The sequence below is a fragment of the Sphingorhabdus sp. genome, assembly GCF_046154385.1.
GTDB lineage: Bacteria > Pseudomonadota > Alphaproteobacteria > Sphingomonadales > Sphingomonadaceae > Sphingorhabdus_B.
Map to the genome: position 1 here is coordinate 83,435 of NZ_JBJXFW010000006.1, position 21,822 is coordinate 105,256.

25 protein-coding genes, 1 tRNA gene and 2 pseudogenes are annotated in these 21,822 nt (G+C 56.5%); 23 read left to right on the plus strand and 5 right to left on the minus strand.

Annotated elements, in window-relative coordinates:
• Positions 1-75: 75 nt before the first annotated feature.
• The 4 genes from ACKVOS_RS01215 to ACKVOS_RS01230 all read right to left on the minus strand — a co-directional run bounded on the left by ACKVOS_RS01215 (position 76) and on the right by ACKVOS_RS01230 (position 2,883).
• Positions 76-261 (minus strand): YadA-like family protein, encoded by a 186-nt coding sequence (locus tag ACKVOS_RS01215; protein WP_409210198.1) that lies wholly within the window; start codon positions 259-261, stop codon positions 76-78.
• Positions 203-766, minus strand: coding sequence for a hypothetical protein (locus tag ACKVOS_RS01220; RefSeq protein WP_409210199.1), 564 nt, complete (start codon positions 764-766; stop codon positions 203-205). The genes ACKVOS_RS01215 and ACKVOS_RS01220 overlap by 59 nt, the downstream gene beginning before the upstream one ends.
• Positions 726-1,226 (minus strand): hypothetical protein, encoded by a 501-nt coding sequence (locus ACKVOS_RS01225; protein ID WP_409210200.1) that lies wholly within the window; start codon positions 1,224-1,226, stop codon positions 726-728. Before ACKVOS_RS01225 ends, ACKVOS_RS01220 begins: the two co-directional genes overlap by 41 nt.
• 583 nt (positions 1,227-1,809) lie before the next feature.
• Complete coding sequence (locus tag ACKVOS_RS01230; protein ID WP_409210201.1) at positions 1,810-2,883, minus strand: helix-turn-helix transcriptional regulator; 1,074 nt, start codon at positions 2,881-2,883, stop codon at positions 1,810-1,812.
• An 89-nt stretch (positions 2,884-2,972) separates the two neighbouring features.
• On the opposite strand from ACKVOS_RS01230, the gene cysD reads away from it, so the two are divergent.
• From cysD to ACKVOS_RS01340, 22 genes are all read left to right on the plus strand, one after another.
• A complete protein-coding gene (cysD, locus tag ACKVOS_RS01235) occupies positions 2,973-3,887 on the plus strand; it encodes a sulfate adenylyltransferase subunit CysD (RefSeq protein WP_409210202.1) in 915 nt (304 codons plus the stop codon).
• Positions 3,887-5,803, plus strand: a complete 1,917-nt coding sequence (cysN, locus tag ACKVOS_RS01240; RefSeq protein ID WP_409210203.1) for a sulfate adenylyltransferase subunit CysN — start codon at positions 3,887-3,889, stop codon at positions 5,801-5,803. Before cysD ends, cysN begins: the two co-directional genes overlap by 1 nt.
• An 8-nt stretch (positions 5,804-5,811) precedes the next feature.
• The gene (locus ACKVOS_RS01245) at positions 5,812-6,543 is read left to right on the plus strand and encodes a 3'(2'),5'-bisphosphate nucleotidase CysQ (RefSeq protein ID WP_409210204.1); all 732 of its coding nucleotides are present in this window, start codon (positions 5,812-5,814) and stop codon (positions 6,541-6,543) included.
• Between the two features lie 41 nt (positions 6,544-6,584).
• The gene (locus ACKVOS_RS01250; RefSeq protein ID WP_409210205.1) at positions 6,585-7,286 is read left to right on the plus strand and encodes a Crp/Fnr family transcriptional regulator; all 702 of its coding nucleotides are present in this window, start codon (positions 6,585-6,587) and stop codon (positions 7,284-7,286) included.
• 134 nt (positions 7,287-7,420) lie between these two features.
• Entirely contained in the window at positions 7,421-8,557 is a 1,137-nt protein-coding gene (locus ACKVOS_RS01255) for a homoserine O-acetyltransferase MetX (protein WP_409210226.1), read from the plus strand.
• The gene (gene metW / locus ACKVOS_RS01260; RefSeq protein WP_409210206.1) at positions 8,554-9,147 is read left to right on the plus strand and encodes a methionine biosynthesis protein MetW; all 594 of its coding nucleotides are present in this window, start codon (positions 8,554-8,556) and stop codon (positions 9,145-9,147) included. Before ACKVOS_RS01255 ends, metW begins: the two co-directional genes overlap by 4 nt.
• A gap of 390 nt (positions 9,148-9,537) precedes the next feature.
• The gene (locus tag ACKVOS_RS01265; RefSeq protein ID WP_409210207.1) at positions 9,538-9,879 is read left to right on the plus strand and encodes a flagellar basal body rod protein FlgB; all 342 of its coding nucleotides are present in this window, start codon (positions 9,538-9,540) and stop codon (positions 9,877-9,879) included.
• 2 nt (positions 9,880-9,881) lie between these two features.
• Positions 9,882-10,286: a flagellar basal body rod protein FlgC gene (flgC, locus tag ACKVOS_RS01270; protein WP_409210208.1), complete on the plus strand. Its 405-nt coding sequence runs from the start codon at positions 9,882-9,884 to the stop codon at positions 10,284-10,286.
• A 2-nt stretch (positions 10,287-10,288) separates the two neighbouring features.
• Entirely contained in the window at positions 10,289-10,600 is a 312-nt protein-coding gene (locus ACKVOS_RS01275; RefSeq protein ID WP_409210209.1) for a flagellar hook assembly protein FlgD, read from the plus strand.
• A 3-nt stretch (positions 10,601-10,603) separates the two neighbouring features.
• On the plus strand, positions 10,604-11,431 hold the full coding sequence (locus ACKVOS_RS01280) for a flagellar hook-basal body complex protein (protein WP_409210210.1): 828 nt from the start codon (positions 10,604-10,606) through the stop codon (positions 11,429-11,431).
• Between the two features lie 97 nt (positions 11,432-11,528).
• Positions 11,529-12,272, plus strand: coding sequence for a flagellar basal body rod protein FlgF (locus tag ACKVOS_RS01285; protein ID WP_409210211.1), 744 nt, complete (start codon positions 11,529-11,531; stop codon positions 12,270-12,272).
• A gap of 12 nt (positions 12,273-12,284) precedes the next feature.
• The gene (gene flgG, locus ACKVOS_RS01290) at positions 12,285-13,073 is read left to right on the plus strand and encodes a flagellar basal-body rod protein FlgG (RefSeq protein ID WP_409210212.1); all 789 of its coding nucleotides are present in this window, start codon (positions 12,285-12,287) and stop codon (positions 13,071-13,073) included.
• A 55-nt stretch (positions 13,074-13,128) separates the two neighbouring features.
• Positions 13,129-13,761, plus strand: a complete 633-nt coding sequence (locus tag ACKVOS_RS01295; protein ID WP_409210227.1) for a flagellar basal body L-ring protein FlgH — start codon at positions 13,129-13,131, stop codon at positions 13,759-13,761.
• The gene (locus ACKVOS_RS01300) at positions 13,761-14,849 is read left to right on the plus strand and encodes a flagellar basal body P-ring protein FlgI (protein WP_409210213.1); all 1,089 of its coding nucleotides are present in this window, start codon (positions 13,761-13,763) and stop codon (positions 14,847-14,849) included. Before ACKVOS_RS01295 ends, ACKVOS_RS01300 begins: the two co-directional genes overlap by 1 nt.
• The gene (locus tag ACKVOS_RS01305; protein ID WP_409210214.1) at positions 14,846-15,163 is read left to right on the plus strand and encodes a rod-binding protein; all 318 of its coding nucleotides are present in this window, start codon (positions 14,846-14,848) and stop codon (positions 15,161-15,163) included. Before ACKVOS_RS01300 ends, ACKVOS_RS01305 begins: the two co-directional genes overlap by 4 nt.
• Entirely contained in the window at positions 15,160-16,494 is a 1,335-nt protein-coding gene (flgK, locus tag ACKVOS_RS01310; protein WP_409210215.1) for a flagellar hook-associated protein FlgK, read from the plus strand. The genes ACKVOS_RS01305 and flgK overlap by 4 nt, the downstream gene beginning before the upstream one ends.
• 12 nt (positions 16,495-16,506) lie before the next feature.
• Positions 16,507-17,337, plus strand: coding sequence for a flagellin (locus tag ACKVOS_RS01315; protein ID WP_409210216.1), 831 nt, complete (start codon positions 16,507-16,509; stop codon positions 17,335-17,337).
• Positions 17,338-17,763: 426 nt separating this feature from the next.
• The gene (motA, locus tag ACKVOS_RS01320; protein ID WP_409210217.1) at positions 17,764-18,627 is read left to right on the plus strand and encodes a flagellar motor stator protein MotA; all 864 of its coding nucleotides are present in this window, start codon (positions 17,764-17,766) and stop codon (positions 18,625-18,627) included.
• Entirely contained in the window at positions 18,627-19,481 is an 855-nt protein-coding gene (locus ACKVOS_RS01325) for a flagellar motor protein MotB (protein WP_409210218.1), read from the plus strand. The genes motA and ACKVOS_RS01325 overlap by 1 nt, the downstream gene beginning before the upstream one ends.
• A gap of 168 nt (positions 19,482-19,649) precedes the next feature.
• Positions 19,650-20,729, plus strand: a complete 1,080-nt coding sequence (locus tag ACKVOS_RS01330) for a sigma-54 interaction domain-containing protein (protein WP_409210219.1) — start codon at positions 19,650-19,652, stop codon at positions 20,727-20,729.
• A gap of 81 nt (positions 20,730-20,810) precedes the next feature.
• On the plus strand, positions 20,811-20,939 hold the full coding sequence (locus ACKVOS_RS01335; protein WP_409210220.1) for a hypothetical protein: 129 nt from the start codon (positions 20,811-20,813) through the stop codon (positions 20,937-20,939).
• A 199-nt stretch (positions 20,940-21,138) separates the two neighbouring features.
• Positions 21,139-21,225 (plus strand) — tRNA-Leu (locus ACKVOS_RS01340).
• 103 nt (positions 21,226-21,328) lie between these two features.
• On the opposite strand, the pseudogene ACKVOS_RS01345 reads toward ACKVOS_RS01340, so the two are convergent.
• Positions 21,329-21,445 (minus strand): annotated as a pseudogene (locus ACKVOS_RS01345) (recombinase family protein); the annotation flags it as partial.
• Between ACKVOS_RS01345 and ACKVOS_RS01350 the strand changes: the two are divergent.
• Positions 21,438-21,731, plus strand: a pseudogene (locus tag ACKVOS_RS01350) (IS481 family transposase); the annotation flags it as partial. The pseudogenes ACKVOS_RS01345 and ACKVOS_RS01350 sit on opposite strands and share 8 nt — an antisense overlap.
• Positions 21,732-21,822 lie beyond the last annotated feature (91 nt).

Genomic DNA, 21,822 nt, shown 5'->3' on the forward strand with positions numbered 1-21,822 from the left:
CTGCGAACAACATGAGTGCCTATAAAAAGGGCGCCGGAATCACACCGGCGCCCCCTTTTTTACTTTTGGCTAAGCTTAAAATTCGGTCGCGACATGGGCGCGGACGACGGTGTCTTTGCCACCCGAATGCGCGACGCCGCCGCCGAAGGAGACTGGAGCCTCCAAATTCAGACGGTGGTTGAACGAAAAGCTGAATGCGCCTTCACCGCGGTAGAATGCGGTTCCGCCAACAACCGTAGTCTTGCCGGGCTCCGATGGCATTGCCGACATTGATAATGGCCCCCTGACCAAGGGCGAGCCCATTTCCAGCTTCTGCTCTTGTTCCTTGACCAAGCGCTGTGGAATTATTGCCATTCGTTAAAGCATTTTGCCCCAACGCAATCGATTGGCCCGCAAGGGCCTGAGAGTTAATACCTATTACAACATTTTGATCACCTGCAGCACTTGCCCCAGGGCCAATGGCGATGGATAGATTGCCAACCGTAGGGATAGCCACAACACCGCCGGTATTAATTGCAATGAACTTGTTATTGACCGCCGCGGCATCCAACTGCCCCTTGTTCACCGCGTCATTTGCGGCGGTGCCGTTTGCGACATTGACGATCTTGCGGAACTGAATGGTCCCTGCGTCTGCGGCATTGCCCGAGCCAACCGATACCACATTATCCGCCGATGCAACGGACCCGCTGCCCAGCGCAACCGAGCGGAGACCCGATGCATTGCTGCTACCGCCCAGCCACAGCGGCGGTGGTATTACTACCGCCATTACTTGCAACGAACTTCGTCGCATCTATCAATTGCCCGAAGTTCACCGCGTCAAATGTGCCAAAGCCGTTCGCGACATTGACGATCCTGCGCTTCAGCGAGGCATTACCCACCGAAACGGTATTTGCTAAAGTCGCCACCGAACCATCGCCCAATGCCACAGAACTTTGTCCTTGCGCTTTTGCTAGGTGACCAATGGCCGTGCCCTCGATGACCGCAGCTGCACCAGCACCTATCGCGACGGCATTTTGTCCTGCACTTGCACCGATGCCACATTGTGTTGATCCCGATATTACCGCACCTGGCGTCGGGCTAGTCGCGTCTTGCAGTGCTTCAGCGCATTCCGCCGTGGAATTAGGTTCGGCAGTTACTGTCTGCGCCCAAGCGGATGTCGGCATGGCAAGTGCGGCGAGGCTGGCGCTGGTGAGCGCGGCGGTCAGTAAATTCTTACGGCTTAACATCTGAAATGCTCCTTTATTATTCATACAGATCCGGCGCGCAGCCATTGGCTTGCGATGGGGAATCGGTCGGCCAATACATAGTGTTGCCATGTATGTAAACATAGTTTTGCTTTTTATATGGTGTGAGGCTGGATTTGGGGGTGGTTTACAGGGGGTTTGCAGAGGTTCGGGGGAAGCCCTCTCCGCTGCGACTAGCGAATGAATTCGCAAGTCTCGCGCCTCTCCCGCTTGCGGGAGAGGGATTGAAGCTTCTTCTCCCATCCCGCTTGCGGGAGAGGTCGGGGGAGGGTGAATCGGCACCGCCCCAAGGCGCGCCTGCGGCACGCCGCCCTCCCCTAACCCCTCCCGCAGGCGGGAGGGGGATTGGTTTTTGTGAAGCGGCGAATCCTCCATTCTACTCTCTCCGCGAACTCCGCCCCCTCCGCGTCCTCCGCGTGAACCCACTAGCGCCGTGTTTTTGGGTTCTCGCAGAGGACGCGGAGCTAGCGGAGCCCGCAGAGAAAGTAGACTTCATCCTGAACCCAAGTTCCCTGCACCTTGAATCCTACTCCCATCCCGCAGGCGGGAGGGGGATTGTGTGCCTTTAACTGATCGCCAAAACGCTTGTGAGGATGATGCGGACCAGTTCTGCGTGGCCGCGGGCGCCGGTTTTGGCGTAGATTTTCTTGGAATAATTCCGCGCAGTTTCCACGCTGAGGCCCAGAGCCTGTGCCGCTTCGGCGATGCTTGTCGCCTGTGCGAGCATCCATGCGAGCCGCGCCTCGCTTGGCAACAATCCGAACAGGTCCACCAACTGGTCGCAACGGTCCGCCTGTGACCGCCTGTCGCCGCTGACATAGACAATGGCGACAGGCGTCCGGTTGCCCGAAATATTGTGGCTTTGGTGCGGTGTCACCAGCATTTCGACCCACGGGTCCTTGCTGAGGTTAAATGCCTGCGGGCGGGTGCCTGTGTCGGCAACAAATCCCTTGACCAACGCCGTCAGGGCGCGATCAATCTCGGGTGATGCCGGCACCAGCCGGTCATAGCGCCCCCGCCGCAGGACCCCGCCCCATTGGAAAAGCTGTTCCAGATTGTCCGTCGTATCGATGATATGGCACCCTGCATCCAGCGACAGCCACCCCATTTTCAGCCGGTCAAAAGCCTGCCCCGTAATCGACGACCGAAACCGTTCGCGTTCCAACGCCGCATGGCTTCGGAGTGCGATTTGCATATGCGGGGCGAGCGCGGTTAACAGCGCGCTGGTGGCTGAACCGATATTTTTGCCGCCCGAACACAGCAGCCACAGATCAAGACCGCCGGGTTCGGTAACCCGAATTGCCCGCAATTGTTTGAAGGATGACGGTTCGTCGGAACGCTTTGCCCCGGCAAGATCCAGCAGTTCGTCCTGCGCGTATACGCGGTTGGGGCGCATGGCGCGGATCGGGATTGCGTCACCGATTCTGCGGCGGCCTTCTGGCTGGATTGGTTCGCCAAGCATATTTGCCGATCCGGCCGACAGTTCGATAACGCGCTCCTCATCCGATGGCTGAAACAGCAATTTCACGGTATCGGAGCCGGTTTTGGCCAGTAACTTGTTAAGAAATCCGCGCCATAGGGGCGTTTCGAACATCCCTTCGTAAAGCGATTGCAACAGGCTGTCGTCATCGGTGTGCATCGCTGTCTTATACCCTCCCATATGGGAGGTGCAAGCATGGCGTTCACGGGGCATATGATTCGACGAAGTAACAGGGAGCTTGCAGAATAATGGTGCGAACTTTGACCCATTTGGAACGATTGGAAGCCGAGAGCATCCACATCATGCGCGAGGTCGTCGCCGAATCCGACCGGCCGGTGATGCTATATTCGGTCGGCAAGGATAGCGCAGTCATGCTGCATCTTGCGCGCAAGGCATTTTATCCTTCGCCGCCGCCTTTTCCGCTGCTGCACGTCGATACGACGTGGAAGTTCAAGGACATGTACAAGCTGCGCGACCAGATGGCGCAAGAAAGCGGCATGGAACTGCTGGTCTATCATAATCAGGAAGCGATGGACCGGGGCATCAACCCGTTCGATCACGGCCCGCTGCACACGGATATGTGGAAGACCGAGGGCCTGAAAATGGCGCTCGACCATTATGGGTTCGACGCGGCCTTTGGCGGCGCGCGGCGTGACGAGGAAAAAAGCCGGGCCAAGGAACGCATATTCTCGTTCCGCACGGCTACCCATGGCTGGGACCCGAAGAACCAGCGGCCCGAATTGTGGAACCTGTATAATGCCCGCAAGACCAAGGGCGAAAGCATCCGGATTTTCCCGATCTCCAACTGGACCGAGCTGGATATCTGGCAATATATCCATCTGAACGACATTCCGATTGTTCCGCTGTATTTCAGCGCGAAACGGCCGACCTTTGAATATCAGGGCCAATTGTTCATGGCCGATGATATCGAACGGCTGGAACGGGTGATGGGCAAGCGCCCCGAAATCACCGAACGCTCGATCCGGTTCCGCACCTTGGGCTGCTTCCCGTTGACCGGCGCGGTCGAGAGTGATGCGAAAACCTTGCCCGAGGTCATTCAGGAAATGCTGTTGACCACCACGTCCGAACGTCAGGGGCGGGTCATCGACAAGGATGGCGGCGACGCCAGCATGGAAAAGAAAAAGCAGGAAGGGTATTTCTGATGTCGCAAGCCGATACGATCTACAAGACCGACGCCCTCATCGCCGAGGATATCGACGCCTATCTGGAAACGCACCAGCATAAAAGCCTGCTGCGGTTTATCACCTGCGGCAGCGTGGATGACGGTAAATCGACCTTGATCGGTCGTCTGCTCTATGATTCCAAGATGATCTTTGAAGATCAACTGGAAGCGTTGCAGGCCGACAGCAAACGGGTCGGCACACAAGGTCAGGAAATCGATTTTGCCTTGCTGGTCGACGGCTTGGCTGCCGAGCGGGAACAGGGCATCACGATCGATGTCGCCTATCGCTTTTTTGCAACGGAAAAGCGCAAGTTCATCGTTGCGGACTGCCCCGGCCATGAACAATATACGCGCAACATGATCACCGGCGCATCCACCGCGGATCTCGCGATCCTGCTGGTCGATGCACGTAAGGGCATTATCGTCCAGACACGCCGCCATGCTTATCTGGCGCACCTGATCGGTGTGAAAAACGTCGTTCTCGCGGTTAACAAGATGGACCTGATCGGCTATGATCAGGACCGGTATAACGCCATTTGCGACGACTTCCGCGCGTTCGTGCGCGAAGCAGGCATCGCCGAAAATTACACGTGCATCCCTATTTCAGGTTTGGCGGGCGACAATATCACGTCGGTTTCGGAAAACACCCCTTGGTATCAGGGCGCGACATTGATGGAGCATCTGGAAACCGTCGAGCTCAACAATCAGCAAGACCAGAGCAAGGCATTCCGGATGCCGGTGCAATGGGTGAACCGTCCGAATCTCGATTTCCGGGGCTTTTCCGGGTTGATTTCGACAGGTTCGGTGAAACCGGGTGACGCCGTGCGCGTGCTGCCTTCGGGCAAGACTTCGACGGTGACCAAAGTCGTGACACTCGATGGCGATCTGGACGAAGCCGTCGCGGGACAATCCGTCACGATTTGCTTTGCCGACGAAGTCGATTGTTCGCGTGGCAATGTTATTTCCGTGGCCGACAATCCACCCGAAGTATCTGACCAGTTTGAAACCACCCTTGTCTGGATGGATGACGACCCCTTGCATGTCGGGCGGTCTTATTGGCTAAAGCTCGGTACACAGATTGTATCGGCTACAGTGCAACAGCCCAAATATACTGTCAATGTAAACACAATGGAGCATCTGGCGGCCAAGACGCTCGAACTCAACGCCATCGGGGTTGCCGAGCTTGCCACCGACAAGCCCATCGTTTTTGAACCTTATGCCGACAGCCGCGCGCTGGGCGGGTTCATCCTCATCGACAAGATCACCAACCGCACGGTGGGTGCAGGTATGCTGCACTTCAGCTTGCGGCGCGCGCAGAATGTGCACTGGCAAGCGACCGATATCGGCCGTGAGGAACATGCCAATCTGAAGAACCAGAAGCCCCGCGTGCTGTGGTTCACCGGTCTGTCGGGTTCAGGAAAATCGACCATCGCCAATGAAGTTGAAAAACGCCTGAACCTGATGAACCGCCACACCTTCCTGCTGGACGGTGACAATGTGCGCCACGGCCTGAACAAGGATCTGGGCTTCACAGAAGCTGACCGCATTGAAAACATCCGCCGCGTCGGCGAAGTCGCGAAGCTGATGACGGACGCGGGACTTATTGTCCTGACCGCCTTCATTTCGCCCTTCCGTGCCGAACGCGACATGGTTCGCGCCATGATGCCCGAAGGCGAGTTTGTCGAAATCTTCGTCGATACGCCGCTTGAGGTTGCCGAAGAACGTGACGTGAAAGGCCTCTACAAAAAGGCGCGAAGCGGTGCGTTGAAGAATTTCACGGGTATCGACAGCCCCTATGAGGCACCGTTCAATCCTGAAATTCGCGTCAACACGGTCGAGATGACAGCGGCAGATGCTGCCGAACATATCATCCGTCTCCTGATGCCACTGAAGTGAGGATGGAGATGAACGACAGCGAATTAGCAGCGCATCTGGCAGAAGTAGCAGGACGATTGTTACTGGAGGTGCGGGCATCTGGCCTGCTCAGCCTGAAGGCATTGGGGAAGGCTGGCGACCAGACAGCGAACCAGTTCCTGTGCCACGCGCTGCGCGAACAGCGTCCCGATGACGGTTTGTTATCCGAAGAAGAAAAGGATAATGCCGACCGCCTGTCCAAATCCCGCGTGTGGATCATCGATCCCGTCGATGGCACACGAGAATATGGGGAAGAACGAACGGATTGGGCCGTGCATGTCGCGCTTGCCATCAACGGTGTTCCAACCATCGGCGCGGTTGCGTTGCCCGGACTTGATCTTGTGCTTCGGACAGACCAGCCACAGCCTTTGCCACCCGCCGCTGAAAAGCCCCGGATGCTGGTTAGCCGTACCCGGCCTGCTGCAGAAGCCGTGGCGGTTGCCGAGAAAATTGGAGCCGAACTTGTCCCCATGGGCAGCGCAGGCGCGAAGGCAATGGCAGTCGTGCGCGGTGAAGCGGAAATTTATCTGCACACCGGCGGCCAATATGAATGGGACAGCTGTGCGCCCGCAGCCGTTGCTGCCGCTTATGGGCTGCACATCAGCCGGGTCGACGGTAGCCCGCTGATTTATAATCAGGCCGATGTCTATATGCCGGACTTGCTTATCTGCCGTCCGGAATGGGCGGGACCCGTTTTGGAACTGGTGCGCGGCTTCGGTTAAATCGGTTTGTCTCCGATGGGGAAAGTTGCTACTCAACACAGATGAGCGATTGCACCCAATGCGTAGTCCGTAACAGGGCCATCTGTTCCAGCTTGCGGCCCGACGAGCTCGCTATGCTTGGTCAAAAGGGGCGGAAGCAATCGGTTAAACGCGGCCAGACTCTGGTGTGGGAAGGCGATGACGCTCTGGTCGTTGCCAATGTCATCACGGGTGTATTGAAATTAAGCGTTTCAACCGCCGATGGCCGTGAGCAGATTGTGGGCGTGGTGTTTCCGTCCGATTTCATCGGGCGGCCTTTCGGAAAAGAAAGCCCCTATAGTGTGACCGCCTTGAGCGACGCCGAAGTGTGCGTTTTCCAGCGCTCGGCCTTTGACCAGTTCGCAAGGGAACATCCGGATTTGCAGCATAAATTGTTGCAACGCACGCTGATAGAGCTCGACGATGCACGCCAATGGATGATGCTGCTGGGCAAAAAAACCGCCGAAGAGCGGATCGCGACCTTGCTTATCCGCATTTCCGAACGGTTAAGTGCCGACGGATGCTCCGGACCCGCGATTAACCTAGACGAATTTGAATTGCCCATGGATCGCCAGCAAATGGCAGATATTCTGGGGCTCACGATCGAAACGGTTAGCCGGCAAATGACGCGCATCAAGGCCAGTGGTGTTATTACTTTGCCGGATCGTCGCCGTGTGGTCATCAATGACCGTGGCGCACTCAAACATCTCGCCGAGGCAGCGTAAGTCCCGTCTTTCGAAATATCTGATGATCACATCTTCCGACCATGCAGGTGACCGATTACACGCTTCTGTCCGGAACAATCTGGAATACACAATAATCTGTTGTCTAGGCTCGTCCTCCTGATATGGCGAAACCCATGCATGGGGATGAGCGTTTCGGGCGAGATAAAAGGGTGCGCCTCTTGGGGCCGGTCAGGCTTGACAGCGGGGCGGAATTTGCACCGGTGGATTTCGCCTATGAAACATACGGGCCACTTAACGCTGATCGGTCCAATGCGATATTGATTTGCCATGCGTTGACGGGTGATCAATATGTGGCTTCGACTCATCCGGTCACGGGCAAGGATGGCTGGTGGACGCGGATGGTGGGTCCGGGCAAACCGATTGATCCGGAACGCCATTGCATTATCAGCATCAATGTCATGGGCAGCTGCATGGGATCATCGGGTCCCGCCAGCACCGATCCGTCGACAGGTGGTCCATATGGCATGGCTTTCCCCGTGATTACGATCGCCGACATGGTGCGGGCGCAGGCAATATTGCTCGACCATTTGGGCATTGAAACATTGTCCGCGGTCGTCGGCGGGTCCATGGGTGGCATGCAGGCGTTAAGCTGGGCCGCGCTCTATCCCGGACGGGTGCGTTCTGCCGTGGTGATCGCATCGACAGCGCGGCATTCGGCCCAGAATATCGCCTTTCACGAGGTCGGCCGACAGGCGATCATGGCCGATCCGCGCTGGAACAACGGCGCATATTATGGACGCGAGGCTCCGGCGTCCGGTTTGGCAGTTGCCCGTATGGCCGCGCATATCACCTATTTGTCCGAAGCCGGATTAACCGAAAAGTTCGGCCGCCGCCTGCAAAACCGTCCCGACGGAAGCATGGGCGCGAAAAGCTTCGGCTTCGATGCGGATTTTCAGGTGGAAAGCTATTTGCGCTATCAAGGACTTAGTTTCGTCGACCGCTTCGATGCCAATTCTTATCTCTATATTACCCGTGCGATGGACTATTTCGATTTGGCCGAACCGCATGACGGGGTGCTGGCCAAGGCTTTTGCGGCGACAAAAGCACGGTTTTGCCTCATCAGTTTTGACAGTGACTGGCTGTACCCAACATCGGAATCGCGCCGCATTGTCCATGCATTAAATGCTGCAGGGGCTGCGGCGAGCTTTGTCGAACTGTCCAGTCCCTTTGGCCATGACAGCTTTCTGCTCGACGCACCTGAAATGAACCGGATTGTCGACGGGTTCTTAAGGGCAGGAGAAAATCTGTGACGCAATTGCGTTCCGATCTTGCGATTATCGCGCGCAATGTCCGCGGCGGATCACGCATACTCGACGTCGGCTGTGGCGATGGCCAATTGATGGCGGCCCTGCGCGATCACAAACAGGTCGATGCCCGTGGGCTGGAAATTGATCCGGGCAATGTCGCAACTGCGGTTTCGCGAGGGTTGTCGGTGGTTCAAGGGGATGCAGATAGCGATCTGGTCGACTATCCCGACGGGTGTTTCGACTATGTGATCCTGAGCCAGACGTTACAGACTACCCGGCGTCCCGATCTCGTACTTGACCATATGTTGCGTATCGGGCGGCAGGCGTTTGTATCATTCCCCAATTTCGCACAATGGCGCATTCGCATCGCCCATATGTTTGGCGGCCAGATGCCGGTAACCGAACAATTGCCCCATCGATGGTATGACACGCCCAATATCCACCACGTTACGATCGACGATTTCCGCAGTTTCCTGAAAGATCGGGGCGTAGTGATCGAAGGGCAATGGTTCCTGTCGGGCAACCGGCCGCGCAAAAAGGCGCTGGCCAATCTGATGGCGGAACATGCGGTATTCCTGCTGCGGAAGGGCTAGGGCTGCTTTTCTAGGTTCAGGGTGACGGGATGTTAGGGTATATGGGGTTGAGCCGAAGGTGATGCAAAATCGACCTCTCTTCCGCACGCGGAAGGGGGAATAAACCCTTTTTCTCCCCTCCCGCGTGCGGGAGGGGCCGGGGGGGGGTGAGTCGGCGAGGTCCCAAGGCGCGCCTGCGGCACGCCTCCCTCCCCTAGCCCCTCCCGCAGGCGGGAGGGGGATAATATGTAAGGCATATAAGCGCGTCGGGATTTTGACAGTCGGACTTTTGACACTATCAAAATACATCATAAATATCTGAAATAAAATTACATAATCATATTTGGCACGGCAATTGCTGAACTACATTCGTGAGCACCTGAACCGGTGCAGTAACGAAAGGAGTCGGCCATGCCGTCACTGGACAATATGTTCGGCATTCATGCCACCGCACTCAAGCTGCGTGAACAGCGTATGGGGATGATTGCGTCAAATATCGCGAACGCCGCGACGCCGGGGTACAAGGCCCGCGACATTGAATTTTCATCCGCATTGAAAATGGCGGAACAAGGGCAATCACCCGCAGCCGCGATCCAATATCGTATTCCGGTCCAACCTTCATTGGATGGAAATACCGTAGAGCTTGCCACTGAACAAACCGCCTTTGCCGAAAACGCCCTCGCCTACCGGTCGAGCCTGTCTTTTCTGCAAGGCCGCATTGGCACGCTGACCCGCGCGCTTAAGGGAGAATGAAGATGGCCGAAAATCTATCTATATTCGATATCAGCGGACGGGCAATGGCGGCGCAGCTTGTGCGTTTGAACACAACCGCTTCCAACCTTGCCAATGCCGGAACAGTCTCAGGCAGCGAAAATACGGCCTTTCGTTCGATGAAGCCGGTTTTTCGGACCGTCATGGGCGAAGCGGGCAAAGCGACCGTGCAGGTCGACCGTATCGACAATGGCACCACAGCCCCTGTCAAACGCTACCAACCCGACCACCCGCTTGCCGACAAGGAAGGCAATGTCTGGGAAGCTGCCGTCGATAGTGCGGCGGAGATGGTCGAGATGCTCGAAACTTCACGCCAATATCAAAACAACGTTCAGGTGCTTGCGACCGCCAAGGGCCTGATCAGCGAAACCCTGCGGTTAGGACAATAATCATGACAAGCGTATCTGCTGTAAACTCACGGAACTTGCCCGTCCTTTCCAAGGACGCCGCGCAAAAACAATTGGGCCAGAATGACTTTCTGCGCCTTATGACCACACAATTGAAGGAACAGGATCCGTTCAACCCGGTCGATAACCAGGCGATGGTTGCCCAAATGGCCCAGTTTTCGAGCGTGGCCGGCATTTCTGAAATGAACACATCGCTGAAATCCATAGCCGAACAGATATCGGCTCAAACCGCGCTGCTGACTGATTTCAAATCGTCAGGCGCGGCAGCGACCACCCCGTCCACCACAGGAGTATAACCCATGTCATTTTACACTTCATTATCTGGGCTGAAAGGCGCGCAAACCGATCTTTCGGTAATCTCGAATAACCTCGCCAACGTTGGCTCGACGGGCTTCAAGAAAAGCCGCGCCCAATTTGGTGACCTGTTCGCCAGTGCGCCGACCCAAACCACCAAGATGATTGCAGGACAAGGCACGCGCCTGAACTCCGTCGTGCAGCAGTTTACCCAAGGCACGTTGGAAGCATCCGACAAAACGCTCGATCTGGCAATTGCCGGTGAAGGATTTTTCGTATCGCGCGGTGATCCACCCCGTGCAGCGGTAACATACACCCGCAACGGCGCGTTTCAGGTCAATGCGAACCGGCAGGTTGTCGATACTTTGGGATCCACCTTGCAGCTTTTACCGGTCGATGCGGCGGGCAACGTGACATCCGCAACATTGGGCGCCGCATTTGACTTTGTATTGCCGGCCAACTCGCCTGCTGATCCAACGGTCGCACTTGTGAACGTGTCGGTTGGCATTGATGGCCTTGTTTCGGCGACTTACGCCGATGGCTCGAGTGAACTACTGGGCAAGGTCGCCATGGCCAGCTTTACTGCGCAAGAAGGACTGCGTCCTGTCGGTGATGCCCATTGGCAATCCACCGGTGATAGCGGTGCGCCGTCGATTGATGCCGCAACCAATGGTCCTTTGGGTACCATCCGCTCGGGTGCATTGGAACGCGCCAATGTCGATGTGACTGAAGAACTGGTCGCATTGATTTCGGCGCAGCGCAACTTTCAGGCCAATGCCAAAGCAATCGAAACCGCGTCGAACATGACGCAGACGATTGTCCAGATCAACTAATAATGATGGCCAATAACTTCCTGCCTGTCTGCATAACGAAGATTATTCGGGGTGCAGACAGGACCCGGAAATTGACCGCCGAAACCGGAGCAATGGCATGGACCGTCTGATATATACCAGCCTGACCGCGATGCGCGGCTCTATGGCGCGGCAAACCGCCATTGCCAACAACCTTGCCAATGCCAACACGCCGGGATTTAAGGCCGATTTGGCCGAAGCGCAGTCCCTGTGGCTGGACGGACAAAGGCTGGACACACGCGCCTTTGCTTCAGAAGAGGTGTTGGCGGCGAATATGGACGCAGGCACCGTCGTTTCCACAGGCCGCGATCTTGATATTGCGATGTCGGGCGACTCCATGTTGGCGGTGCAAGCTGAAAATGGCGAAATCGGATACACCAAAAGGGGTGATCTATTGCTTTCGGCCAGCGGCCTTTTAACGACGGGCGATGGCCGCCCGGTGCAAGGCAGTCAGGGCCCGATTACCCTTCCGCCGGCGGACAGTATCAACATCGATGAACAAGGCAGTGTCTGGATCGTCCCGCAAGGCGGCGATGCCAGCCAACCGCAACAGGTCGATAAATTGCAGATCGCCAGCCCGGCCGGTTCAAACATTGTTAAGGGGCTGGATGGTCTGTTCCGCGTCAAAGGCGGCGGCGTATTACCCGACGACCCCGACGCCCGTGTCACCACGCGCAACCTGGAAAGCTCAAATGTCAGCGCGACCGAAGCCCTCGTCAAGATGATCGAGGCCAGCCGGTCGTGGGACACCCAACTCAAACTGCTTGGTGACGCGCGCGATATGGACGCTGCGACCGCCGACCTCATGTCAATGCCGCAATAAGGAATATAGATTATGTCAAACGGAGCCCTTCATGTCGCCCGCACCGGTCTGGATGCCCAGAATATGCGGATGCAAGTCATCGCCAACAATCTGGCCAACGTTAATACCGTCGGATTCAAAAAGGATCGCGCGAGTTTCGAAACACTGGCTTACCAAGCCATGACTGTCGCCGGTTCGGCATCGTCGGCGGAAAACAAATATGCCATCGGCCTTAACCTTGGCACCGGCGTTCAGGTAAACGGAACCGCGCGCATCGACACGCAAGGCACGCTAACCACAACCGGAAACGGTATGGATGTCGCCATTGAAGGCGCAGGTTATTTTCAGGTGCAGATGCCCGACGGACGCATCGGCTATACCCGCGCAGGCGATTTCAGCCTGTCCGCCGAAGGTACGTTGGTGACCCCCGACGGCATGCCGGTTCAGCCGCAAATCCAAATCCCCGATGGCACAACCGCTGTTTCGATTGGTGCTGACGGGACCGTGTCCGCGCAAATTGCCGGACAAGCCGATGTCACTGAAGTCGGCCGTATCGAAATCGCCCGTTTTGCCAATTCGGCGGGCCTGCAATCGATCGGAAATAACCTTTTGGTCGAAACGCCTGCTTCGGGCGCGCCGCAGGTTGGTGCTGCCGGTGAAGAAGGGCGCGGATCGCTGCGCTCGGGGGCGCTTGAGGCAAGCAATGTCAACGTCGTTGAAGAATTGGTCGACATGATCGAAACCCAACGCGCTTACGAGGTCAACAGCAAGATGATCCAGTCCACCGATGAAATGATGCGTAATGCCACACAAAACCTCTAATCCCGCACAGATCGTGAAATCAAGTGCGCATCATTTTGGCAGGCTCGTTCTGGCCATGCTGGTCATGGCCGTGCCCGCGCCAGGGGTGGCCAAAGAACGTAAGCTACCTGACAATTTTACGCCCACTGCGCCAGCGATGCCGGTGAACGCGCCGACACAAGGCGCAATATTCCTGGCCGAAAATTACAGCCCGCTGACATCCGGCGCACGCGCCAGCCGTATTGGCGACTTGCTGACGATCATTCTTGTCGAACGAATGAGCGCAACAAAGAGCAATAGCGCAACTACAGGACGCACAGGAAGCGTGGGTCTAACTCCACCGACCACCGGGCCGCTCAATTTGTTTAGTCCAAGCGATGTAAACATTAGTGGCGACCAGTCGTTTAATGGCAAAGGCGAAGCCTCCCAATCAAATGCCTTGTCCGGAGAAGTAAGTGTGACCGTTGCCGCCATCTATCCCAATGGCACGATGCTGGTAAAAGGCGAAAAGTTCGTCACGTTGAATCGCGGCGATGAAAAAGTGCAGTTTTCAGGAATTGTCCGCCTCGCCGATATCAGCGTCGACAACCGGGTTCCTTCAACCCGCGTCGCTGATGCCCGCATCCGATATACCGGTAAGGGCGAAATCGCACGCGGCAGCTCGCAAGGCTGGCTGCAACGCTTCTTCTCCAGAATAAGTCCTTTCTGATGCGCGCGCTGCTTATCCTCCTCGCCATGCTATTTTCATCCGCTGCACATGCAGAACGGATAAAAGATATGGGGCAATTCGAAGGCCTGCGGGCGAACCAGCTCACCGGCTATGGCGTAGTTGTCGGCCTCGCCGGAACCGGTGACGACAGCCTCGATTATGCGACGCAGGGCGTGAAAGGCGCTATTTCCCGCTTTGGTGTCAACCTTCCCGCCGGCATCAACCCGGCGCTCAAGAACGCGGCGGCGGTCGTTGTCACGGCAGAATTGCCGCCTTTTGCCAAACCGGGTCAACGTCTTGACGTCACGGTATCGGCTTTGGGTAAAGCAAAGTCGCTACGAGGCGGCACGCTGGTAATGGCCCCGCTTTACGGTGCCGATGGGCAGATTTATGCGATGGCGCAGGGCAATCTGGTTGTGGGCGGTCTGGGCGTTGATGCCGCGGACGGTTCCAAACTATCCGTCAACATTCCGTCCGCCGGCCGCATCGGCAGCGGCGCAACCGTTGAACGCAGCGTGGATACAGGCTTTGCCCAAAGCCCGCATTTAACGTTTAACCTGGCGCAACAAGATATCAGCAACGCCGGATTGGTTGCCGATGCCATCAACCGGCAATTGGGTAGCGATGTTGCCCAACCCGTTGATGGCGCATCGATCCGCATAAATGCGCCCACCGGCGGTGAATCCCGTATTCGCATGATGGGGGTCATCGAAAATATCGAAATCAAGAAGGCACAGCCACCGGCGCGCGTTATCGTCAACGCCCGAACCGGAACAGTCGTTATCAACGGCGCTGTCAGAGTAGGACCGGCGGCGGTGAGTCATGGCAAGCTGACGGTTAAAGTTGATGAGAACCCCACGGTGGTTCAACCCGCACCGTTTAGCCGGGGTGAAACTGCACTCGAACCGGCAAGCGATATCGCCATTCAGGAAAACACAAACCCCGCCTTTTTATGGGACAAGGGTGCCTCGCTCTCTGATATCGTAACGGCAATCAACAAGCTGAATGTATCCCCCGGCGATCTTGTCGCCATTTTGGAAGCATTATCGCAAGCGGGCGCATTGAGTGCAGAGCTGGTGGTGATATGACACCTCTCGTTAGCCTTTCAAAACCAGTCGTGCCGTCGACAAAGCCCGATCCGGCGCTCCGCAAGGCTGCCGAAGCGTTCGAGGCGGTCATGCTGCGCCAGATGATGGCGAGTATGCGGCAGGCCAAGCTTGGCAAAGATGTATTCGGTTCCAGCGCGACCGATAATTTTCGCGAGATGTCGGATGCAAAACTTGCCGACAATATGGCTGGCCTTCGGCAATTCGGCATTGCCGATATGGTCGAACGGCAATTGGCAAAAACGTCAGCTAGTCCTGCCCCCGTGCAGGTTGAACACAAAGGAAACACAAGATGAGCGACCTTCTCGCCATCGGTGCATCGGGCATCAAGGCATATGGCCAGGCGCTATCGGTTGTCGGCGATAACATCGCCAACGCCCAGACCGAAGGCTATGTGCGCCGCAGCGTAAGACTGTCCGAAGCGCCATCAGGCGGGGACATCGTCCTTTCACGTAACAGTATCCGGCCGGGCGGAGTCATTGCGGCCGGGGTTACCCGGTCGATCGATATGTGGCTGGTCGACGATGCACGCGTTGCAGGTGGCGAAGCATCACGGCAAAGCGCAAAGCTGGATTGGGTGACTGCAACCGAGTCTGTACTCGCAGATGGCGGTGCAGGGATCGGCAATTCAGTCACTTCAGTATTCACCGCCGCCGAACAACTCAGTGGCAACCCCGGTAGCGATACGTTACGCCGCCAATTCTTGTCATCCGTCGATGAAAGCGCGGCCAATTTCCGTCGCACCGCGAGTGCGCTCGGCTCCGCAGCCGCAGGTGTCGCGACCGAAGCCCAAGGCGCAGCAACGCAGCTAAATTCTGACCTATCGGCTTTGGCACGCATCAACGACGGCTTGCGCCGCGCGCGCGCCGGATCGAGCAACGAAGCAACCTTGCTAGATGAACGCGATCGCCTTGTCGGCAATCTATCCAATGCGACCGATGTTGTCGTATCTTATGATGCCAGAGGCGCAGCCATTGTCCGCACACCATCGGGCGATGCGTTGGTCGATGGTGCGACGACGGCAACCATCTCCGTGACCGTTGCCGCCAATGGCACAATTGGTTTTGGAATCAACCCGAGCGCAACCGGCGTTTTAATACCAGGATCAGGAACATTGGCCGGGCTGCAAGATGCGGCCGACCATATCGCCGGTCAACGCACGGCACTGGACACGCTTGCCTCGCAATTTGCCACAGAACTGAATGCCGCCCATCAAGCCGGTACGGATGCCAATGGTAATCCGGGTGCCGCTTTGCTCAACTTTAACGGAGGCGCTGCCGCAATGGTTGCGGTTGCTCTGGCTCCCGATGATGTCGCGGCTGCAAACGGGTCGAGCTTGAACGGCAATGTCCTTTCAATGAACAATCTGCGGGGCGCAGGTGGCATAGAGCAGAATATTTCCGCAATGATTGCGGCGCAGGCGCAAACAACCGCAGCCGCCCGAGCACAGGAGGCCGCCGCCAGCAGCCGACGGGATGGATCATTTGCCGCGCGCGATGCGATAGGCGCGGTCGATCTTGATCGTGAAGCTGCCGAGTTGCTTCGGTTCCAACAGGCGTATGAAGCGGCGGCCCGCACTATTCAGGTTGCCCGTGAAACCATGCAATCGCTTTTGAACATATTTTAAGGTGAGGCCGAAATGATCAACGCAACCGGCAACCGGATGACCCAGGAAATCCAAAGGCAGTCGCGCATGGCGCAACAGATTGCCGAAAAGCAGATACAAATTTCGACAGGCCGTCGGTTGCAACGGGCATCGGATAATCCGGTGGCTACTGCACGGGTCACAGATCTGGCCCGATCACAGGCCAACGACACGGCGCGCGCCGCGAATATCAACCTCGGCATTACCATGACGGCACAGGCCGACGGCAGCTTGCGTCAGATGTCAGGTTTGCTGGCGCGCGCCAAAGAACTGACATTGGTTGGTGCAAACGGCGCTACCTCAGCGGCGGACAGAGGCTCCATAGCAATCGAGCTTACAACAATTGCCGACGAAATCGACGCGATGGCTGCGGCTAAATCGGCCACGGGCCAGCCATTGTTTGCGACCGGTGCCAATATGCCGATACGTTTCGACGACAACGCAACCTTTGCACCCGTCCCGACTCGCGCAGAGGCATTTGATGTAGCCGGTGTTTCGATATCGCAAATCATCCGGGATACCGCCGCGGCAGTAACAGCCGGTAACGCCGCACAAATCGGTCTTTCAAATACCGCGGTAGATAGTGCCATAAACCATACGGCCGATATGGCAGCAGCGGTCGGTATAAATGCCGCCCGACTGGAACGCATAAATGACGACCGCGAATTGCGTTCAATCAGTATCCGGGCCGAGCGATCGGCACTTGAAGATACCGACTTAAGTGCAGCGATAGCCGAATTGAATGGCATGACATTGACATTGGAAGCCGCCCAAGCCGCATTCGCCCGCATCAACCGACGGACGTTGATGGACATTCTGAACTAGGGCGAAATTGAATGTTGCTCAAATCCCTCCACTAAGAGGAAGATTGGGGTCGCTTGAGGGAGCAACGGTGCTAATTGAGTGAATTTAGCGTCACTGTCACCCTGAACTTGTTTCAGGGTCCATCATGAAGCCTCGACCGTCGCGCGATAAGAAGCGCACCCCTAAGTCATGACTTGTCTTGGTACAAGAAAGGCAGGATTGGGCTGACCAATGGGCCCTGAAACAAGTTCAGGGTGACGTGGTGCAGAATTGGAAGTCAAGTTTAACGCGCAACCTTTTCTTACCCATTCATCTTTGTGCGAATTCTGCAGCGAAGTAGAAAATCGCAGTTCTTCCTCCCACTCGAAAAAACGAAAAACTGCTTAATATCCGGTTGCTCCTGCCGTTTACCATGATTGTAAGACGCGTATAGGGGCCAATCATTTCATGTTTGCAGTTGTCGGTATCATCGTCCTCTTGGTCATGGTGTTTGGTGGATTCGCCCTCACAGGTGGCAACCTGGCACCTGTCATGCATGCCCTGCCGCATGAAATGCTGATTATCGGCGGAGCCTGTATGGGCGCTTTGATCATCGGAAACTCAGCGAAGGAATTGAAGGCGTTGGGTGGCGGTCTGGCCAAGGTTTTCAAAGGACCGCAATATGGCAAGCAAGATTATCTCGATTGCATTTTCCTCGTGTCAAAGCTGATGAAAATGCTGAAGACCGAAGGCCCGGTTGCGGTTGAACCCCATATTGAGGACCCGGCCAGTTCCTCATTGTTCAGCGAATATCCCAAATTGTTAAAGGACAAGACTCTCGTCCACCTGATCTGCGACACGTTGCGGCTGGTTGTTGTGTCATCGGGAACACTTGACCCCCATGCCGTTGAAGAAGTGATGGATAACAGCATCAAGAACCATCACCATCATGTCGTAAAACCTGCCGAAGGTCTCCAAGGGCTTGCCGACGCGTTGCCGGCGCTCGGGATTGTTGCTGCTGTGTTGGGCGTCGTCAAAACGATGGGATCAATCGACAAGCCGCCTGCCATTTTGGGCGGTATGATTGGCTCTGCATTGGTTGGAACCTTTTTGGGCGTGTTGCTGGCCTATGGACTTGTCGGTCCCTTCGCCAACCGGGCCAAACAGGTAATCGAGGCGGATGCCGCCATCTATCATGTCGTCAAGCAGATGATCATAGCATCGCTGCACGGCCATCCGCAGCCATTGGTAATCGAGGCCGCCCGTTCGGGTATCGAACATAGCAACCAGCCGAGCTTTGCCGAAGTATTTGACGGTATGCGGGGGCGGTAATGGCCAGAGCAAACGAACCCGTTCGCCCGGTAATCGTCAAGAAGATCTATGAGGCACCGCATGGCGGGCATCATGGCGGTGCCTGGAAGGTGGCATATGCCGACTTTGTGACCGCAATGATGGCGTTCTTTCTACTCATGTGGCTGCTCGGTGCGACCACGGAAAAGCAACGCAAGGCCTTGGCCGACTATTTCTCGCCGACTTTGGTGTCGAGCAAACAGGACAGTGCAGGTTCAACAAGCTTCTTTGGCGGGGATTCGATCACTTCGGTCGACAAATATCCGCACCGCGCAGGACAAACCGGTACCCGCAGCATGACCATCCCGCGCGATGCGACCGGTGGCCCCAAAGAAGCGTCCGGAATTGGCAAGGACCGGCAAAAATTCCAGGAAGTCCGCAAGACGTTGCTGACCAAGTTGATGGAACGCAAAGAGGTAAGGCGCATCGCAAAAAGCCTGCGCTTTAGCGAAACCCGCGATGGACTGCGGATTGATATGGTCGATGAAGCCAATTTTTCGATGTTTATATCGGGCACCGATATTTTGACACCTGATGCCATCAAGCTGTTGGGGGACGTCGGTGCGAGCATTTCGGACCTGCCAAATGGCCTTATCATTCGCGGGCATACTGACGCGCAGCCCACATCCAGCCGGCTGGGCGTCAACAACTGGCAATTGTCATCGGCGCGCGCTGAAGCAACTCGATCCGCGCTCGCCCGTGCTGGCGTATCGCCGAACCGGTTTGTCCGTATCGAAGGCGTGGCCGACCGTGAAGCCTATATCCGCGACAACCCCTATGACCCCCGTAACCGGCGCATGTCGATCACCCTGGGATGGCGAACCGTTTCGGAATAGGCGCGGAATGATATCCAAAATGGATATGTCTGTTTACAAAATTTGACAATCAGCCCCATCTTTAATCCGTTTCGGATCAGTTAACGCTTGGGCCCGGTTTTGTTAGTATTTCGTTTACCATGTTGGACAAAAACCGGGTCCAAGGCAGTCATCCGACAGGAAATCAGCATGGTAACGACAACGGTTCAGGCACCCGCAAAATACGAAAAGCCCGTCTCTATAGAAGAAATGCTGATCGGGAAAAGCCCTATCATGGGCACCTTGCGCGACATGGTCCGCCGCGTCGCCAATTCGTCCGCCTCGGTCATGATTTGCGGCCCTTCGGGTTGCGGCAAGGAAGTTGTCGCCCGCGCCATCCACAACGCCAGTCCGCGCACCGCGAAACCTTATGTTGCCCTGAACTGCGGTGCCATACCGGCTGAATTGATTGAATCCGAATTGTTCGGACACGAACGCGGTGCGTTTACAGGGGCGCAAGCACGCCGCACCGGCCATTTTGAAAATGCCGACAAGGGCACGCTGTTTCTCGACGAAATCGGCGATATGCGTTTTGACATGCAGGTCAAACTGCTGCGTGTTTTGGAAGACGGCCTGATTTCGCGCATCGGTGGCAACAGCAATATCCCCGTCGACGTCCGCATAATCTCGGCAACGCATCAGAAAATCGACAAGGCCATTCTTGACGGCCGTTTCCGCGAAGACCTGTTTTTCCGCCTTGGCGTAGTCGTGTTGCAAGTGCCCGATCTGGCTTCGCGGGTGGAAGATATTCCCCAGTTGATTGCCCATTTCCAAAAAGGTCGCACCGGCCAGCTTTGCCAATTTGATGACAGCGCAATCCAGCGTTTGTCGATGCATGACTGGCCGGGCAATGTCCGCGAATTACGCAACGTGATCGAACGCGCAAATATCCTGTTCAGCGGTGAAACACTGGATGCCTTTGGGGTCGATCAGCTCCTGGGCCGCAGCCTGCCAAAATTGGCCGCCGTGCCCGCCCTGCCCGTCACCTCTCTGCCCGTCGCCGTCGATATGCCAGACATTGTTCCGCCAGCAGCCGTTGCCGCACCGCAACCATTCGGCGCGCCCATCGATCTGAAGGCGCAGATTGAACGGATGGAACTGGAACGCATCCAGATGGCGCTTATCCATGCCGAAGGTGTTATTTCAGAAGCCGCACGCCTGCTTACATTGAAACGCACAACTTTGATCGAGAAAATGCGGAAATACCGCCTCGAAAAAATCGCCGCCTAATAAAAATCGACCAAAGGCATGTTGTCCCGTTTCCGATATTGGCGATCACGTCGCTTGCGATCCTGCTCCGGTGATTTTGGAATGACGGATTCAGCCCTTATGATTTGCACCGTCGCCGTTCCTACCCGGCTTACGCGCGGCGACGCGTTCGGTGCGGTCGCTGGCGTTGCAGCCAACAGCAGGGGCAAAAGCGATATCACAGCCAAATGATAACGCCGTTTTAACCATGTTGCGCAAGCGGCATAGAGGGCAAATATCCAAAACATACCCGCCATCAAACGACCGATTGGCCCTAAAGTTAAAACTGTGCCGTTATGCGACAGCAATATGATTGGCATGGTCAGCACAAAGCCTGTTGCGCGCACCGGACCGCTTTGCTAGGGGCGGCGTCCTACCTGTCGAGGCGCGTGCGGCCATGGCGGAATTGGTAGACGCGCAACGTTGAGGTCGTTGTGGGGGAAACCCCGTGGAAGTTCGAGTCTTCTCGACCGCACCAATCAGTCCTGAGCAACACCCCCTCAAGGGGCCTCTCGCGCATCAGGCGCCGGCAATGGCGCAGTTCCGCGGGATATCGTGCGGATGCAAAATCATACGCGCAGTGCGGCAATCTTGTCGCGGATGCGCTCGCCGGTGACCTCGCGCTCGAACTGGGCGAAGGAGAGCAGCATGTTGAGGGTCTGGCGCCCCATGCTGGTCGTCGTGTAGAACGGCAACGTCCACATCGATATCGCCGAGCTGCGCTACGAAGGCGGCAAGGGCTTCCTCCATGTTGCCGTTGACCGCACCTCGAAGCTGGTGTTCGCCCGCATTTGCCGCAAGGCTACCAAGCTGGCCGCCGCCGCCTTCCTCTAGGTGCCGGTCAGGTCCGTGCCCTACAGTATCCACACCTTGCTGACCGACAACGGCATCCAGTTCGTCCAGCTCCAGCGCGGCCAGAACCGGCAATGGCTGATCCACATCTTCGAGCGGGTCTGCCTGGAAAACGACATCGGGCACCGGCTAGAGTCTTTCCGACCTAGATTGACCCACCGTGATTGGCGCTGGAAGCTTTTCGGCAAGGAACGCCGTGCAGCGCGGGCTGGTTGCCCGTGCA